Raw genomic sequence first — 17,098 nt, 5'->3', positions numbered from 1 at the left:
CGCCGTGCGGTGGACGCGGTCCGACCCGGCGGTCAAGCACGCTCCAGGCGGTAGAGGAACTGGTAGCCGAACAGCGTCGGCCAGGTCCGGGTGGCCGCCCGGTCGGCGGCACCCACCGCGTGGGCAACCCTCTGCACGCGCGGAGACACGCCGCCACGCTCGAGGACGTCGACGGGGGAACCCACCGTGACCCGATCTGTGATGCGCATGCCGGCCCGGTCGACGAGCTTCTCGAAGCTGCGCCGGGTGAAGAACCGCACGTGCCCGTGGTCGAGGGGCCCCCGCTGGTCGTAGTCGAATCGTCCCGCGGCCACTCGGACGCGGGGGTACCAGTGTCCGAAGTTGGGCACGGAGACCAGGACCTCGCCGTCCGGCGCCAGCGTGTCGCGGATCTCCTGCAGCAGCGACAGCGGGTCGATCACGTGCTCCAGGACGTCGCCGGCCACGACGACGTCGAACTCGCTCGGCAGGTCGGCAGGTAGGCCCGCGTTGAGGTCTGCGGTGTGGAAGGAGTCCAGACGCTGCGCGACACCCGGATGTTCCACGAGGTCGACACCCGTGACGTGATGCCCCTGCTGCCGCGTCAATGAGGCGAACCGACCGTCGGAGCAGCCCACATCAAGCACCTTGCCGGGCCTCCGAGAGCCGAGCCAGCGGAGTAGGACCCCATGCGAGGAGTGCGGTGACGGCTTCAGGTCGTAGGCGTCCGCTGCGCCCGCGGCTCCGTCCCCGAAGCCCATGCGACGGGCCCGGAAGCGCACGACGTCCTTCGCGACGTTGGCGGCGTACGCCATGCCGTTGACGTAGCAGATCTCGTCGCCGTAGTAGGTCGGGATCGGGACCTCGACGATGCGCTTTCCGAGCGCGTGCAGGCCGAGGATGATCTCGGTGTCGAAGTCGAAGTCGTTGGTGAACGAGGCGAGGTCGAGACTCTTGAGCGCGTCGACCCGGTAGGCGCGGTAGCCGCTGTGCCACTCGGAGAGGTCGAGCCCGACCATCGTGTTCTGGAACCCGGTGAGGATCCGGTTTCCCACGAACTTGTACAGCGGCATCCCGCCCGCCCGGGCGCCGCCCTTGATCATCATCCGCGAGCCGAACACCGCGTCGGCGTCGTCGGCCACCAGCGGCGCGACGAGGTCCTCGATGCACTCGGGGGCGTACTGACCGTCGCCGTGCAGGAGCACGACCACGTCGAGGCCGTGGGAGATGGCCCACTCGTAGCCGGCCTTCTGGTTGCCGCCGTATCCCAGGTTCTGCTCGTGGCGGATGACAGTCATCGGGAGCGTGGACCCGTTGGCAAACCTGACGCCCACCTCGTAGGTGTCGTCCTGGCTGCAGTCGTCGCTGACGAGGATGTGGTCGACGTTGCGCCGGAACGCCTCGGGGAGCCGCTCGAGCGTCGAGACCAAGGTCGACGACGCGTTGTAGGCAACGACGAGGACTCCGATCCGCGGCGCGCGGTCGGCGTTCGTCTGGGGTGCTGGCGCGGACATGACCCTCCAGTAACTTGTCTGCGGCGTGAAGTGTAGCCGCCGTGGATGCCTTCGCCTGCGTTCTCGTGATCGTCGTGGTTGGATGCGCGCATGGAAGCACTCGCACACGTGAACCTGCCGCGAATGATGGACGAAGTTGACGATCTTGCCACGCGATATCGCGCCGGGCAGCCGTTCCCGCACATCGTCCTTGACGACGTGCTCCTGCCCGAGGTCTTCGCCCGGGCCACCGCAGAGTTCCCGGGCATCCGCGACGAGTTCTGGAAGGGCTACCTGCACGTCAACGAGACGAAGTACTCCAACACGCAGCCTGATTCGTGGGGTCCGACGCTGCGCGCCGTGGCCGAGGACTTCTGCTCGCCCTCGTTCGTGGAGTTCCTCTCCCGCCTCACCGGCATCGAGGCGCTCATGCCCGACTGGTCGATGGACGGAGGCGGGCTGCACCAGACCCTCAGAGGCGGCCACCTCAACATCCACGCGGACTTCACCACGCACCACGAGCACGACAACTGGGCGCGTCGCGTGAACATCCTGCTGTATCTCAACCAGGAGTGGAACAGCGACGAGTGGGGCGGGAAGCTCGAGCTGTGGGATCCCGAGATGACGGCATGCCAAGCGAAGGTGACGCCCGCCGGGAACCGGATGCTCGTGTTCACCACGACCTTCGACAGCTTCCACGGTCACCCCGATCCGCTCACGTGTCCCGACGACGTGGCGCGACGCTCCATGGCGCTGTACTACTTCACCGAGGAGGAGAAGGCAGTCCGCCGCTCCACCAACTACCAGGCCCGCCCCGACGAGAGCATCAGCAAGAAGGCAGCCGTGTGGGCGGACCGTCGCGCACTGGACGTCTACGACCGCTTCAAGCGCCGTCTCGGTGTGTCGGACGAAGCTGTTCAGAAGATCCTGTCGAGGGTGGATCGCCTTCGGCGTCGCTGAGGGGTGCGGTGGCGACCGCCGTGGAGTGATGAGCGACGGGATCGCGGTGCGCGGTCGACGATCCCCCGGCGACTCCGCGCACTGTCGCTCCTGCCAGCGCCCCCAGGTAGGTGGGGATGCCGCGGTCGACCCGGCTCCACCGCGGGTCGACCAACGCCCGCCCGACCCAGTGCTCGACCGTGCGGTCGTTGATGACGGCGATGGTCACCGTGAGCACGACTGCCACTGCCGTGCGCAGCTGGTAGCTCCACGACTCGGTGTGGTGGTAGAGGTACATGTAGATCGGGAAGTGCCAGATGTAGAGGCTGAGTGACCGTCGGCCCAGGAGCGCCAGCGGGGCGAAACCGACGATGCGGGTCAGGCCGGCAGACACGGGCGCGATGGTGCAAGCGACGACGAAGACCGCCAACGCGACGTCGACCAGGTCTCCGGGAAGCCGGAAGAACTGGACGTCGTCGACCGTTGCGAACGACAGGGCCAGCAGCACCACCAGGGACCCCACGGCGGCGGGGGAGGCCCAGCGCGCCGCGCGGCGGGCGTACGGCGTCAGGCAGGCGGCGAGCGCCCCGGAGAGCGGGGCGTCCATGCGGGCGTTCGTCCGCAGCAGGGCCTGGTAGAGGCCCTCGGTCTGGTAGACGTGGGTCCGCCACGCGAAGACCATCACCAAGATGACGGCCAGGGTGCCGATCAGCGCCCACGGCTTCTTGTGCAGCAGCCACACCAGCAGGAGCACGAGCAGGAACACCTGCATGTCGACCGACAGGTACCACAGGTGCCCGAGGTCGGGTCGGGCCACGAGGGAGTTGTCCTTGACGTACCAGTTCCAGGTGTAGGTCACGATCGAGCGCGCCGAGTCGCCGAGGTGGAGGCCTTCGTAGGTCGGCGTGGGCTCGAACAGCTTGACGAGCGCGAGCGCGCACAGGAGAACCAGCACCGCGGGCGTCAACCGGAGGACACGACGCACGACCTGGACACCTGGGTGCAGGCCGTGCGGCGAGGCGGCTCGGTTGAGGAGGCTCCTTGTGTAGAGGAACGCACCGACCACGAAGAAGATGGAGACGGCGAAGTTCCCGTTCTCCAAGAGTGCGCGGGTGACCGGGTTGCCCTCGCCGCGAACGTGGGGCCAGGTGAGCCACGCAGTGTGCGACAGCATCACCAGCACGATGGCGATCCCACGGAGTCCGTCGAAGACCTGGACGCGGTCGCGGACGACGGTGTGAGGTCGGTCTGACATGGGCGGAACTCTAGCCCGGCAGATGCACGTGACGTTCGTCTCCGAAGTACGTTACTCGCGGGTCATCTCGCTGCTACAGTTCCCCCGATTATGTCCGTGGCACCCTGGGAGGGCTTCTCGTGCAGAGAATTATCGGGTCGGTTCTAGCGCTGCTGGGCGCGTTCCTGCTCACGGTGGGAGTTCTCGCGCAGTTCTACGCGGAGCCCCGGCTGGAGAAGACCCCGATCGACGTCGACAGCACGACGTTGTTGTCCGGGACCGTGCAGTTGTCGGACGGGAGCGGTGGGCTCGAGGAGTCGCCGGTGAAGGCGTTCAGCGTGACCCACGCCGACTCGGAGCGCTCGGACGGTGACGTGGTCGTCTTCGCCAACTCCAGCTGCTTGGTCAAGGACGAGGGCGACATCGACACCTGCGTGTCGGCGAACGACCCGCAGGACCGCTTGGTCTCCGCGAGCACCGACGACTTCGCCACGGACCGGGTCACCGCAATGGCTCTCAACGAGCCGCAGTACCTCCCGCCGAGCGCCGACGAGAAGACTGGCCTCGTCAACAAGTGGCCCTTCGGGGCGCAGAAGGAGACCTACCCCGTCTGGGACGGCCTCGCTGGCGAGGCGGTGGACGCCGAGTTCGACCGTACCGAGTCCATCGACGGCCTCGAGGTCTACGTGTACCGGGTCGAGCAGTCGGGCACCCCGATCGAGCTGTCGGCGGGCGTGCCCGGGACGCTCGACGCTGAGAAGGAGCTCTTCATCGAGCCCATGACTGGCAGCATCATCAACCAGGTCGACCACCAAGAGCGTCTCGACAGTGACGGCAACCCTGCCATCGTGCTCGACCTGGCGTTCACCGATGAGCAGGTCGCCAAGAATGTCGAGGAGTCCAAGAGCAACGCGTCCAGCCTCGAGCTGGTCACCGGCACCGTGCCGATCATCGGGTATGCGGTCGGCATCCCCGCCCTGCTGGTCGGCCTCGGCCTCCTCCTCCTGGCGCATCGCCGAAGGAGCAGCAGCCCTGCCTGAGCAGCATCCGCTCGTTGACGGGCCGGCTCCGCATACTGCGGAGCCGGCCCGTTCGACGCGTCCCGACGGGGCGCGGGCGTCGCGCAACGCGGCACTCGACGGCCTGCGAGGGCTTGCCATCGTGCTCGTCGTGCTTGGTCATGCCGGGACCGTCCTCTGGCCGACGCTGGTCGTCGGCGAGCAGGGGCCGTACGGCGTGCCGGTCCTGAGAGGGCTCCTCGGCGGCGGCGCGGTCATCGTGTTCTTCGTCGTCGGAGCCTTCATCGTGACGCTCGGCCTTCTCCGCGAGTCGGCGCGCGGGACGATGGACCCTGCGCGGTTCCTCCTGCGCCGGCTGGTGCGACTGGGTGTGCAGCTCGTGCTCCTCGCAACAGCCCTCGTGCTCGTCCAGTTGCTCGACCCCACGGCACCGGGATCCATGCAGGGACTGGTGCAGAACCTGGGGCACGTGCTCACGTTCACGCTCAACCTGCTTCCTCTCGACCACGCGACGCCGGTGCGGGCAGACGTGGGACATCTCTGGTACCTATCGGTCCAGCAGCAGTGCTACCCGGTCCTCCCGCTCTTCGTCCTGGCCTTCGCGCGGCGCAGGATCGTCGGGGCGCTGGTGCTGGTGGGGCTGATCTCCGTGGTCTACCTGCACCGGGTCGAGGTGTTCGACGAGTACGGCTGGGTGCTGGCGTCGATCCTCACCACGACGCGGTCGGACGGACTGTTCTGGGGTGTGCTGCTCGCACTGGCGTTGCCGCTGCTCAGCCGCTTCCGGCGCTGGTCGTGGCCGCTGACCATCGGCGCACTGGGCGCCCTGGCATGCCAGCTCGCGATCCAGGAGCTGCCGCCCTTCTCCTATCTCGGACCGTGGTCGCTCGTGTACCAGCTGTTCATCGGTCTGGTCGTGGTGGCGATCTGGTTGCAGACCACGCCCTCGGTGGTGTCGCGAGGGCTTGCGGTCGCACCCCTCACGTGGCTGGGCCGCAACTCGCTCACCATCTACTTCTGGCACCTGCCCGTCTTCTTCGTGGTAGCCCGCCATGTCGGTGAGCGGCCGTGGTGGGTCGGCGCGGCACTGTCGTTCTTTGTGGTCGCCGTCCTCGTCGTCGTCCTCGAGCGCGTGCTGGAGCAACCGACGCGTCACCTGCTGGCCACCCACCCGTTGTTCCGGCGTCAGGTCCCGCGCCCCGACGGGGGAGCGGCATGACGTCGGCCAGCACGCCTGTCGCACGTCTCGTGCTGGTCGCCGGAGCGGTCCTGGTCGCTCTCGGCGAGGTCCCGCGGTTGGTGGAGCCGGATCGCATCGCCTGGACCGTTCCGCTCGACGCGTTCTTCCACAGCAGTGCTGTTGGCGGCACGCTGGTCCTCACCGGCCTGGCGTTCGTCGCGACGACGGCCCTGCTCACGGCCAGGGGCGCGGGGCGTACGGCACCGCTCTTCACCCTGGTGAGCATCCTCGCCCCGCTGTGGATCCTGCAGGTGGTGGTGCTCGGAGCGGTGATGGTCGCGCGCACGCTCGACACGCTCGCGCCGCCCTCCAATCTCACGGGGGGAGTGTGGTCCTCGGTGTTGACGTTCCGGTGGAACTTCTGGATCACCGACAACATGTTGGCGATCCCGGCCGAGCTCCTGGGGCTCGCGCTGCTCAGCATCGCTGCGCAGCTGCTGGTGCTGGTGGCCGCGGCCGTCGTGGTGCTCCCCAGCCGCTGGAACCGAGTCGTGCTTGGGTGGGCAGCAGTCCTGGCCGCAGTGGTGGTCGTCGCTCTGCGTGTACGCGTGGTCGGGGCGCAGGATCCCTACGTCCTCCTCCTGGACACCTTCGCTCGCTCGGACGCCTTCTTCCTGGGGGTGGCGGTTGCCTGCGCCGTGGGCTCGGGCCGCCGGGTCGGCCCGTCGGCATCGAACGCGGCGTTGGTGGTGATCGTCGGCGCGGTCCTCGCCTCCGGGTTCGTCTCCACCGAGCAGCAGCTCGTGCTGCAGCTCCCCGTGACCGCCCTGCTCGCGAGCTTCGCCCTTCTCGACCCGGGTGTCGACGTTGGAGACTGGATCCTCGAGCACGCGATGCGGTCGAGGGGGGTCGAGCTGCTCGCGCCGATGTGGGCCCCCGTCTTGGTGTGCACCACGCCGGCAGCGGTGATCATCGGCCGGCGGACCGAGATGCACTGGGTCCTGCGCGTCATCGTCCTGCTCATCGTGCTGGCCATCGTCGTCCGAGTGGCGCGGTCGGTCGCCGGGCGTGTCCGCTTGCCCCAGGGGCCCATCGGCCTCACGTCGCTGGCCGACACCTGGCGCCGTGTGGTGGCAGAAGCAGACGCCGAGGTGAGGGACGGCCGGAGAGCCCGCCCCTCGCGGTCCGGAGACGACGAGATCGGGGGACGGGGTGCCGGTTGACGCGATGAGTTCGCGCGCAGGCGGTGGACCACCAGGTTGTCCCGCCGATGCTCCTCCTTCCCCACGAGACCTGACTTCGAGAGGCAGTTCCCCAGCGCATGGCTGACATTGCGACCGTCCACCCCGACGACGTCCGGTGGTACGCCGATTCCTTCGAGAGGGTCGTGCACAACGTCGAGTCGGCCGTGCTCGGTAAGAGGCACGTCGTACGACTGGCATTGACCTGCCTGATCTCCGGTGGTCACCTGCTTGTGGAGGACCTCCCCGGCACCGGGAAGACCATGCTGGCGCGCGCCCTCGCGAAGTCGCTCGACTGCTCGTTCGCCCGCATCCAGTTCACTCCTGACCTGCTGCCCTCCGACGTGACAGGCGTCACCGTCTACGACCAGGCGCACGGCGAGTTCTCCTTCCACGCCGGGCCGATCTTCCACAGCGTGGTGCTCGCCGACGAGATCAACCGCGCGTCGCCCAAGACGCAGTCGGCGCTGCTCGAGGTGATGGAAGAGGGACACGTCACGGTCGACGGCCAGGCGCACGACGTCGGACGTCCCTTCATGGTGATCGCCACCCAGAACCCGATCGAGCAGGCCGGCACCTATCAGCTGCCCGAGGCCCAGCTGGACCGGTTCCTGATGCGCACGAGCGTGGGTCACCCGGACGCGACGTCGACCGAGGAGCTGCTCGCCGCGTCGCGTGTACGCGACCGCGCTGCCGGGCTCGCCCCGGTCATCGGTGCGGCCGAGATCATCCAGATGGCCCAGCTGGCCGACATGGTGCACGTCGACCGCGCCATCATCAGCTACGTACGACAGCTGACCGAGGCCTCCCGCGATGTCCCTGACGTACGTATCGGTCTGTCCACGCGTGGCGCCCTCGCCTGGATGAGAGCGGCCAAGGCGTGGGCGCTGGCCGACGGCCGTGCGCACGTCGTGCCGGAGGACGTCGCGACTCTCGCGCAGCCGGTCCTCGGACATCGGCTGATCATGTCCTCGGGCGCGGCGTTCGGCGGGGCCACTCCTGAGGCGGTCATCTCTGACCTGCTGGCGCAGGTCCCGGTGCCCCGAGACCGGGCGTGAGCTCCCGCCGCCCACCGTCGGTCCGCGGCGGGCGCCTGACCCGGGGGAGACGGCTGGCGTCCATGCCCCTACGAGTTCTGACCCCGCTGGGCCGCAGTCTCCTGGTGCTGGCGTCCGCTGTGACCAGCGTCGCGGTCTGGCTCAACTGGCACGAGTTCGTGCAGCTCGGCGTGGTCGCGTTCGGACTGCTCCTGGTGGGGTTGCTGTGGCAGGTGCTGCCCGGGACACCTATGGCCGACGTGGGGTTGCGCCCCAGTCGGTTGGTCGAGGGGGGCACGACCGCGACCGCGACCGTTCATGTGCAGGCGGGAGCGGTGCCGATGCTCTTCCCCAAGATCACCGTTGCGGTGGGACATCGCGACGTCAGCATCAGGTTGCCGTTCCTCGCCCCGTTCGCCCACCACACCGAGTCGTTCCTGTTGCCCGCGATGCCTCGCGGCGTGCACCCCGTCGGCCCCGTGTCGTACGAGAAGACCGATCCGGTGGGCCTGGTCAGCCGACGTTTCGACACCGCGACCGGCCTTGAGCTGTTCGTCGCGCCGCGCGTGACTGATCTGTCCCTCTTCGCGGGCGGGCTCACGAACGACCTCGACGGTGCCACCAGCAAGCAGCTGTCGATGAGCGACCTGGCGTTCCACGCGCTGCGGGAGTACGTACAGGGCGACGACCTGCGGCACGTCCACTGGCGTTCGTCGGCCAAGGCGGGCGAGCTCTTGGTGCGGCAGTATCACGAGACCAGGCGCGGCCACGTCACCATCCTCCTGGACGGTCGTCGCTCGTCCTACCGCCGACTCAGAGACTTCGAGCTTGCCGTGTCTGTGGCGGCCTCCATCGCGCTCCGTGCGGTGCGCGACGACTTCGACACCTACCTCCGCTGCGGGTCGCACCTCGCACGGGGGCGTAACGCGACAGCCTTGACCGACATCGCGTGCCGCTTCGAGGCGCAGGTCGAGGACGACTACCTCGTCCAGTCCGACGACGCGGCGAGCGCAGTCTCCGGCACCGGTCTCGTGGTGCAGGTGACCGGGCCTGAGCGTGACGTGGTCGAGCTCGACGCCGTCGCCCGTCGGTTCGACCAGGGCGCCACCTGGATCGTCGTACGTGCCGACAGCGAGAGCGAGGCGAGCCTTGCCGACTCACCGAGGTTCCGCGAGCTGACGGTGCCTGATCTCTCGCACCTGCGCGAGCTGATGGCGAGGGGACTGCGGTGAGCGGCCAGGGCAGGCAGGATGCGGTCGCCGTCGCTGATGCTCTCGTGGTCGTCGGGACGGTCGCGATGGTGTTGACGCTGCTCGACGAGAGCTTCTGGTCGCGGGACTACCTCCTCGCGGGACTCGTGCCGGTTCTCCTGCTGCTCGCCGTCGCTCGGCTGACGAGGAAGATGCAGGACGGGGTGTGGATCTACACGCTCGTCGCCCTTCTCGCCTACGCGCCAGTCGGCGCGCTTGCGGCCCTGCACCGCCCGGGTCCCTGGGTGGTGCCGACCTTCGAGACGATGAACCAGGTGCTGGGGGACACGTTCGCGGCGCCTCGGCTCTTCGTGAGCACGCTGCCACCCGTGGAGGCCTCCGGCACGCTCATGCTTCTGCCCTACTCCATCGGGTACGCCGCTGCCCTGCCGGCGGCCTGGCTCGCCCTGTCGACGACTCGGCCCCTTGCGCCCGCAGTTCCCCTGGTGGCGGCCATGGCGGCCACGATTCCGGTCGCAGTGCTTGTCCCTGACCACTACATCCTTCGTGGCGTCGTCCTGGCAGTAGTGCTCGTGACCTGGGCGGCAGCCCGCGCCCGCCGAGCCGAGTCGCTGGTCGGTGGGCAGCGCTCCGGCCTGGTGAGCACCCTGGCAGCCGTGGCGGTCGTCGCTGCGGTCTCGGGACTAGTGAGCGTCCTGGTGCCGGACAACGACCAGACAGACCGCACGCGACTCGACCCGGCGGCTGATGAGGGCACGGCCACCAACGCCGCGGACTCGATCGTTCCACCGGCGGGCGGCCGTCAGGAGCTGTTTCGGGTGACCGGTGCACCGCTCGGTGCCAGGATGCGCTTCGGCGCCCTTGACCTCTACGACGGTGAGGCCTGGGTGCCAGCCGACGAGTCTCCCGGAGCCGGTGCAGCAGGCACGTTCCGGCGCGTGGGCCGGACGATCGATCCGCTGCGTCCGGGGCCGGAGATCAGTCTCAGGGTCAGGATCCGGCCGGCCTACGCCAGCGAGTGGCTTCCGACCCTGGGCGAGCTGACGAGCATCTCCCTCGACTACAGGGACGGCCGCACCCAGCTGAAGGACATCCGCTACAACCAGGCCACCTCCAGCGCCGTAGTGGTGGGCGGCGTCGACCCGCGCGACGACTACACGCTCACCACGGTGCTCGCCCCCGAAGGGCTCTCCGGCCAGGACGCCGCGCAAGAGGCCACCGACGGCCAGCGCCAGCCCGAGGGTGCCTTTCTCGACCAGTTCCTCGTGCCCTTCGACCGGACCGAGCTCGCGCCAATGCAGCGGGTGCTGCTGCTGGCGCGCTACCTCCGGCTCAACGGCGCGGTCCGGCTGACGGGCCCGTCGTCGCAGGAGCCGATCGACCTGGGGCTGCGCCTCTTGGGGGCCGATCGCATCGTCGCCACTCCCTTCCAGTACTCCGCGGTGACAGCCCTGGGCGCTTCCCGGCTCGGGGTGCCGGCGCGGGTCGTGGTCGGCGCGCGTGCGGGCCAGCGCGGCATCGTGCTGCAGACCGACGTGTTCTCGTGGGTCGAGCTGCAGCTGGCCGACGGGTCCTGGCGCGCGCTCGACCCGGAGCGATACACCGGTGTCCACAGCCAGGCTGAGGACGAGGCCGACGAACGGTTCGGGGCCTCCGCGTGGGTGGCCGGCGCGCTCGGAGACGGCGACGGCGAGAAGGTCAGGGTCAAGATCCCGAAGGGCGCGGACATCGAGCTGTCCCCGGACATCGTCCTCGAGAAGGAGTCCCACCCGTGGCGCACGATGGGGCTCGCGGTTTCGGCGCTTCTCGGCCTCGCGCTGCTGTTCTGGCTCGCCGTGCCCGTGGCGAAGGTCGCGCGCCGCCGCCGTCGGAGGTCAGCGGGGGGCTGGTCGGGGCCCTACGTCAACGGCTGGCAGGAGGTGCTGGACGCCGCCCGCGACCGGGGGACCCCGGTTCCCGACTCGTGGGGGCGGGTCGCCCAGGCCCGGCAGCTGGGCGCGGGGCTCGACCTCGCCAGGCAGGCCGATGCCGCCGTGTTCGCACCCGGAGCCGGCGACGCCGAGGAGGGACGTACGTTCTGGGACGCGTGCCTCGACCTGCACGGCGGCCTGATCGCGCAGGCCGACCGTCGCCACCAGTGGTGGGCGCTCTTCAATCCGGCCTCGTTGCTCGCCGGATGGGCGCGGCACAGGTCGGGAGCGGGATCAGGCGTCAGCCAGGTGCGCGGCGAAGATCGCGGTGCCCGGCGTGAGCATCCCGCGGGTGCGTGACCAGCCGCCCCACACGCGGTCGTGGTCCTCGGGCCACTCCGGTTCGACCAGGTCGTCGAGCATGAACCCGTGGCCCGCCAGGAGGCGCACCCAGTCGCCCAGCGTGCGGTGGTGCTCGACGTACGACACCACGCCGGAGGCGTCGTCGACCTCGACGTAGGGGGTGCGGTCCCAGTAGGACTGGGTGGCGGTCAGGCCGGCATCACCCGGGTCGTCGGGGAACATCCACCGGGTGGGGTGGGTGATCGAGAAGGCGAAGCGACCACCGGGGCGCAGCACCCGGGTCACCTCCGACACGGCGTCCTCGATGTCGGCGATGAACTGCAGCGCGCCGAAGGAGCAGAAGACGACGTCGAAGCTCGCGTCGGCGAAGGGAAGGTCGGTGGCGGTGCCGCGCACGGACGGGACGGGCACCCCGGTCTCCTCGTCGAGGCGGAGCGAGTGCTGGAGCTGGCGGTGGGAGAGGTCCAGGCCGAAGCCCCGTCCACCCCTGCCACGCACCCAGCGCGAGCACTGGCCGGCGCCGCTGCCGACCTCGAGCACGTCGAGGCCCGCGACGTCGCCGAGGACCTGGAGCTCGTCCTCGGTGTGGCCCTCGGGGCCCCAGACGAAGCCGGCATCTCCGAGGAATGCCCCGTGGGTGGCCTGGTACTCGTCGGCGTAGCGGTCCCAGTCGGGCCCGTTGGCCCGACGTGACTCGCGCTCGGAGACGGGGCGCCGTTCGACTCGCACGGACTGCGGCAGGTGATCCTCCACCCTCGGAGCGTAATGGTGCCGGTGCACCGGGCAGCTTCCTGCCCGGTGCACCGGCACCTCGAGGGGCGTCAGCCCATCCCGTGGGGCAGTCGGTCGCTGGCGTTCGCGCGACCCTGCGGGCGGCGCGGGCCGGACTTCACGTCGGACGGGTTGGACCGGGCCCGGACCTCGGCACCGTCGGAGATGCCTCCCTGGTCGGTGTCGCACTTGCTGGGGTCGGTCTTCGCCCTGCCGAACCGCTTGTTGGCCTTGCCGGTCTTCTCGACCTTGTCCTCGAGGCCGTCGCGGTCAGTGTCCTTCTTCGTCGGGTTCGAACGAGTCCTGCCGATGACGAAGGTGCCGGCGCGGGTCAACACGTGCTGCTTGATCGTGTAGCCCTTGACCTCCTCGCCGTCGCTCAGACCGTCCTTGTCGGTGTCCTTGCGCAGCGGGTTGGTCGTCACCGTGATCGACGTGCGGGCCTTCTTGCCGCAGACCTCGAAGCGCTCGCGGATCTTGACGCCCCCGACCTCCTGGCCGTCGGTCAGGCCGTCCTTGTCGGTGTCCTTCACCGTCGGCTGCGTGCCGTGGACGTGGACCTCGTCGCCGTCGGTGAGGCCGTCCCCGTCCGTGTCGGGGTTGGCGGGGTTCGTGCCGATCGTGCCCTCCTGACGGTCGGGCAGGCCGTCGCCGTCGCCGTCGCCGTTCCCCGGTCCGGCCACGACGCTGAACGTCGTCGTGTCCGAGGGGCTGGTGTTGCCGGAGGCGTCGGTCTGCGTCGCAGTCACGGTGTGAGCTCCGAGCGGGAGGGCCACGGCCGGGGTGCAGGACCACGACCCGCCGCCGCCGACGACCGCGGTGCAGAGCACCGTGGAACCCTCACGGACGGTGACCGTGGCGCCGGTCTCGCCGGTGCCGGCGATGCGCGGCGTGGTGTCGTCTGTCGACGAGCCGCTGGTGGGCGTCGCGATGTCCGGAGCAGCCGGTGCGACGGCGTCGCCGCCAGCGATGATCACGACCGAGAAGGTGGTCGCGGTGTCGGCCGCGTTGCCGGCTGCGTCCTGCGCCGTGGCGGTGAAGGTGTGCTGCCCCACCGTCAACGGCGTCGTCGGGGTGCAGGACCAGGCGCCCGAGCCCGAGGCGGTGGTCGTGCAGACGGTCAGTCCACCCTCGCGCACGGTGATGGAGGCACCCGCCTCGCTGACTCCCGTGACCTCCGGCGACAGGTCGGTCGTCGCCGCTCCGTCGGCCGGGGTGAAGATCGTGACCGCGGGTGCGGTCGTGTCGACGGTGAACGTGGTGCTGGTCGCCGGAGAGGTGTTGCCCCCTCCGTCCGTGGCGGTGGCCGTGTAGGTGGCCTCACCGTCGGGGAGCGGGGAGCCCGGGGTGCAGGTCCACGCGCCGTCGGTGTCGGCCACGCCGGTGCACACCTCGGCGCCGGAGGGGTCGCGGACGACGACCGTGGAGCCCGGCTCGGCCGTGCCCTCGAAGGTCGGCGTCGCGTCGTTGGTCACCGAGCCGGCGGCGGGGGTCGTGACGACCGGGACCGCCGGGGCAGTCGTGTCACCGGCGCCGCACTCCACGCCACCGGCGGGAGCGCTGGCCTCGACCGACATGGGGGCCACGGCGAGCGACACCTGCGCGACGGGCGGTGTCAGCGGGACCAGGCTGAGGACCTTCAGGTCGATGCGCAGGAGGGCGTCGAGCGTGCCCTTGCCGGTCGCCCCGGAGGACTGGTCGGTCGGGTTGAAGGCGGTGATGGTCAGGTCGACCAGCGGTGCCAGCTCGTCCGGGAGGGCGATGCTCTGCGGGGTCGCGTTGAGCGGGATGTCCACCGGCGTGCCAGCAACAGTGGCGGTGATGGCGGGCGGGCTCACGAAGCCCGCGCTCCCGGTCGTGCCGTTGGACCGTGCCTGGAGGACGACCGGGTGGGTGACGTCGACCGTCACCTGGCCGCCCAGGAGGTCGATGTCGCCCACCGTCGTGGTGGCCCGGGAGACGACGTCGGAGCCGGCGCCGACGTCGACCAGGGCCGTCCGGGTGCGGATCTCCGACGCGGTGACCTCCGCAAGGGTGCCCACGGGAGGGACGTCGAGCAGGCTGACCCCGGCGAGGGTCGTGCGCGCGTCGGAGAGGATGCGCTCACCGCCGGTCGGCGGCACGCAGGCGTTGCTGCCCGCCCACGCTGCCTGCACGTCCCCGGTGACTGCCCCGACGTCGGCCAGGACGTCGATCGGGAGGTGTGCCAGGGCCCGGGAGGGGGGATCGGCGGTCGGGGGAGCGGTGACCGTCTCCCGGTCGACCGGGATCGGCACGCCACCGAACACGAGCGTGGCGTCGAGGTTGGAGGAGTCGGCGCCGGAGGTCCCGCCCCCAGCGGTGCTCGTGACGGTGCTCGCGCTGTGCCCGATCACGGCGTTCGCGAGCGAGCCCTGGCCGAGCACCTGCGCATCAAGGTCGACGATGTCCGCGTTCGCCGAGGCGGCGTACGCCGCCGGGAGTGGCGCGGCCGCTGCCGGTGCCTGGGTCAGCCCCAGGAGCGAGCCCGGCACGACCACCGCCAGCGCGACCGTCGAGGTGGTGAACCGGTTGAGCACCCGGCAATGGGCAGGTCTGTTCATGTCTCTCCCCTGTGGTTGCCGCCCGCGGATCTGGTGTTATCCACGGCGCGGTTACGACTTATGTACAGCGATCAACGAAAAAACCGCATAGAGTTATCACAATTCCCCCTCGGAGGGGTGAGACCCGCCCTAGGTTCGTCGAAGATCGTTCGAAGAGAGGGCGCGTGCCACCATCGCCGGGTGAGCGAGATCCAGTCCCCCCTGACCCCGTTGGCCGGCGGCCACTCGGGTCGCACGTTCGTCGGCGAGGTGGCCGGTGAGCGGACCGTGCTCCGGATCTACCCGCCGGGCGATGCCCGTGGGCCGGCCGCCCCCGACGTCGACGCCGCGGTGCTGCGGCTCGTCCGCGGCCTGCTCCCGGTGCCCGAGGTCGTCGACGTACGCCGGGAGGACGCGCCGTCCGGCCAGCCCGGGCTGCTGGTGACGTCCTGGATGCCGGGACAGCGGGGTGACGAGGTCGTGGCCGGCCTCGACGAGGCGGGGCAGCGCCGCTTCGGTCGGGCCATGGGCCACGCCGCCGGGACGCTGGCAGGCATGCCGATGCTGCGCCCGGGGCCGTTCGTCGACGTGGACCTCGCTGTGGGTCAGTTCCCCGGCACTGACCTGGCCGAGTGGGTGCAGACCCGCCTCGGGGCCTGGTCGGCCCGCGACCGGGACCGGCTCGTCGAGGTCGCCGAGACGGCGCAGGACCTCATGGACGGCATGACCCGCACCTGTGTGGTCCACAGCGACCTCAACCCCAAGAACGTGCTCGTCGACCCGGAGTCCCTCGAGCTGACCGCGGTCCTGGACTGGGAGTTCGCGCACGCCGGGCACCCGTGGACCGACGTGGGCAACCTGCTGCGCTTCGAGCGCCACCCGGCGTACGTCGAGGCGGTGCTCGAGGCCTGGACCTCGCTGCGCGGCGGGAGCGTCGGCGCCCTGCTCGACGGTGCCCGCGCCGCCGACCTCTGGGCGCTGGTGGACCTCGCGGCACGCGCCGGCGCCAACCCGGTGGCCGACCGCGCCGACGCGCTGCTGAGGGCGATCGCCGACAGTGGGGATCTCCACGCGTGGCCGCCTCGGGAATGAGCCGCATGCGAGCGCGGCGCTGAGCGTGCCGCGAGCGTGGAGCGAGCGGCCTCCCCGGTTGGACGCCGGCCGACGTACGCGCGTAGGCTTGGGTGTTGCGCCAGTCGTCTGCCCGGCTTCCATACCGAGCGAAACCCGGCTCGCCGTGTCCTCCTCAGTGACTCGTCACCGACGGGACCAGTGAAACAGACTCCTCACGCGCGTCCGCACAACTCCATCCATCCAAGGAACCTCCTCCCTTATGACGAGCACCCTCTCCACTCTTCCGGACTACGACGCCCCCCAGGTGGCGATCAACGACATCGGGTCCGAAGAGGACTTCCTCGCGGCCATTGACGCGACCATCAAGTACTTCAACGACGGCGACATCGTCGAGGGCACCATCGTCAAGGTGGACCGCGACGAGGTCCTCCTCGACATCGGCTACAAGACCGAGGGCGTCATCCCCTCGCGCGAGCTGTCGATCAAGCACGACGTCGACCCCAACGAGGTCGTTTCCGTGGGCGACAAGGTCGAGGCTCTCGTCCTCCAGAAGGAGGACAAGGAAGGCCGTCTGATCCTGTCCAAGAAGCGCGCTCAGTACGAGCGGGCCTGGGGCACGATCGAGCAGGTCAAGGAGGAGGACGGCGTCGTCGAGGGCACCGTCATCGAGGTCGTCAAGGGCGGCCTCATCCTCGACATCGGCCTGCGCGGCTTCCTGCCGGCGTCCCTCGTGGAGATGCGTCGCGTCCGCGACCTGCAGCCCTACGTCGGCCAGACGCTCGAGGCGAAGATCATCGAGCTCGACAAGAACCGCAACAACGTGGTCCTGTCGCGCCGTGCCTGGCTCGAGCAGACCCAGTCCGAGGTACGCCACGGCTTCTTGACCCAGCTCCAGAAGGGCCAGATCCGCAAGGGTGTCGTCTCCTCGATCGTCAACTTCGGTGCGTTCGTGGACCTCGGCGGCGTCGACGGTCTCGTCCACGTCTCCGAGTTGTCGTGGAAGCACATCGACCACCCGTCCGAGGTCGTCGCCGTGGGCGACGAGGTCACCGTCGAGGTCCTCGACGTCGACATGGACCGCGAGCG

Annotated in this window: 13 protein-coding genes; 9 read left to right on the top strand and 4 right to left on the bottom strand. The window is 69.8% G+C overall.

Features of this window, described 5'->3' with window-relative positions; all coding sequences use genetic code 11:
• Nucleotides 1–32: 32 nt before the first annotated feature.
• A complete protein-coding gene (locus JWN97_RS05895; protein WP_297619785.1) occupies nt 33–1,493 on the bottom strand; it encodes a bifunctional glycosyltransferase/class I SAM-dependent methyltransferase in 1,461 nt (486 codons plus the stop codon).
• A 90-nt stretch (nt 1,494–1,583) separates the two neighbouring features.
• Between JWN97_RS05895 and JWN97_RS05890 the strand changes: the two genes are divergently transcribed.
• Nucleotides 1,584–2,432 carry a 2OG-Fe(II) oxygenase gene (locus JWN97_RS05890; RefSeq protein WP_297619782.1) on the top strand — a complete coding sequence of 283 codons (849 nt, stop codon included), beginning with the start codon at nt 1,584–1,586 and terminating at the stop codon, nt 2,430–2,432.
• On the opposite strand, the gene JWN97_RS05885 is transcribed toward JWN97_RS05890, so the two are convergent.
• Nucleotides 2,356–3,666 (bottom strand): acyltransferase, encoded by a 1,311-nt coding sequence (locus JWN97_RS05885; protein WP_297619780.1) that lies wholly within the window; start codon nt 3,664–3,666, stop codon nt 2,356–2,358. The genes JWN97_RS05890 and JWN97_RS05885 overlap by 77 nt on opposite strands.
• Nucleotides 3,667–3,785: 119 nt before the next feature.
• On the opposite strand from JWN97_RS05885, the gene JWN97_RS05880 reads away from it, so the two are divergent.
• The 6 genes from JWN97_RS05880 (at nt 3,786) to JWN97_RS05855 (ending at nt 11,603) form a co-directional block, all read left to right on the top strand.
• Nucleotides 3,786–4,685, top strand: coding sequence for a DUF3068 domain-containing protein (locus tag JWN97_RS05880; protein WP_297619777.1), 900 nt, complete (start codon nt 3,786–3,788; stop codon nt 4,683–4,685).
• The gene (locus tag JWN97_RS05875) at nt 4,603–5,883 is read left to right on the top strand and encodes an acyltransferase (protein WP_297619775.1); all 1,281 of its coding nucleotides are present in this window, start codon (nt 4,603–4,605) and stop codon (nt 5,881–5,883) included. The genes JWN97_RS05880 and JWN97_RS05875 overlap by 83 nt, the downstream gene beginning before the upstream one ends.
• Nucleotides 5,880–7,067, top strand: coding sequence for a hypothetical protein (locus tag JWN97_RS05870; protein ID WP_297619772.1), 1,188 nt, complete (start codon nt 5,880–5,882; stop codon nt 7,065–7,067). The genes JWN97_RS05875 and JWN97_RS05870 overlap by 4 nt, the downstream gene beginning before the upstream one ends.
• A gap of 98 nt (nt 7,068–7,165) precedes the next feature.
• Nucleotides 7,166–8,143 carry a MoxR family ATPase gene (locus JWN97_RS05865; protein ID WP_297619769.1) on the top strand — a complete coding sequence of 326 codons (978 nt, stop codon included), beginning with the start codon at nt 7,166–7,168 and terminating at the stop codon, nt 8,141–8,143.
• A gap of 62 nt (nt 8,144–8,205) precedes the next feature.
• The gene (locus JWN97_RS05860; protein ID WP_297619766.1) at nt 8,206–9,354 is read left to right on the top strand and encodes a DUF58 domain-containing protein; all 1,149 of its coding nucleotides are present in this window, start codon (nt 8,206–8,208) and stop codon (nt 9,352–9,354) included.
• Nucleotides 9,351–11,603: a transglutaminase-like domain-containing protein gene (locus JWN97_RS05855; protein ID WP_297619763.1), complete on the top strand. Its 2,253-nt coding sequence runs from the start codon at nt 9,351–9,353 to the stop codon at nt 11,601–11,603. The genes JWN97_RS05860 and JWN97_RS05855 overlap by 4 nt, the downstream gene beginning before the upstream one ends.
• Here the strand turns inward: JWN97_RS05855 and JWN97_RS05850 are convergent.
• Together JWN97_RS05850 and JWN97_RS05845 are read right to left on the bottom strand one after the other, a co-directional pair.
• A complete protein-coding gene (locus JWN97_RS05850; protein WP_297619760.1) occupies nt 11,538–12,359 on the bottom strand; it encodes a class I SAM-dependent methyltransferase in 822 nt (273 codons plus the stop codon). The genes JWN97_RS05855 and JWN97_RS05850 overlap by 66 nt on opposite strands.
• Nucleotides 12,360–12,427: 68 nt before the next feature.
• On the bottom strand, nt 12,428–14,959 hold the full coding sequence (locus JWN97_RS05845) for an Ig-like domain-containing protein (protein ID WP_297619757.1): 2,532 nt from the start codon (nt 14,957–14,959) through the stop codon (nt 12,428–12,430).
• 180 nt (nt 14,960–15,139) lie between these two features.
• Between JWN97_RS05845 and JWN97_RS05840 the strand changes: the two genes are divergently transcribed.
• Together JWN97_RS05840 and JWN97_RS05835 are read left to right on the top strand one after the other, a co-directional pair.
• Nucleotides 15,140–16,030 carry a phosphotransferase gene (locus tag JWN97_RS05840; protein ID WP_297619754.1) on the top strand — a complete coding sequence of 297 codons (891 nt, stop codon included), beginning with the start codon at nt 15,140–15,142 and terminating at the stop codon, nt 16,028–16,030.
• A gap of 241 nt (nt 16,031–16,271) precedes the next feature.
• Nucleotides 16,272–17,098: S1 RNA-binding domain-containing protein (locus JWN97_RS05835; RefSeq protein WP_297619751.1), on the top strand; the 827-nt coding region annotated here is incomplete at its 3' end.

Origin of the sequence: Nocardioides sp. (assembly GCF_025965415.1) — a bacterium.
GTDB lineage: Bacteria > Actinomycetota > Actinomycetes > Propionibacteriales > Nocardioidaceae > Nocardioides.
The sequence above is the reverse complement of the archived record's forward strand: the minus strand, read 5'-3'. Positions and strand labels throughout refer to the sequence as shown.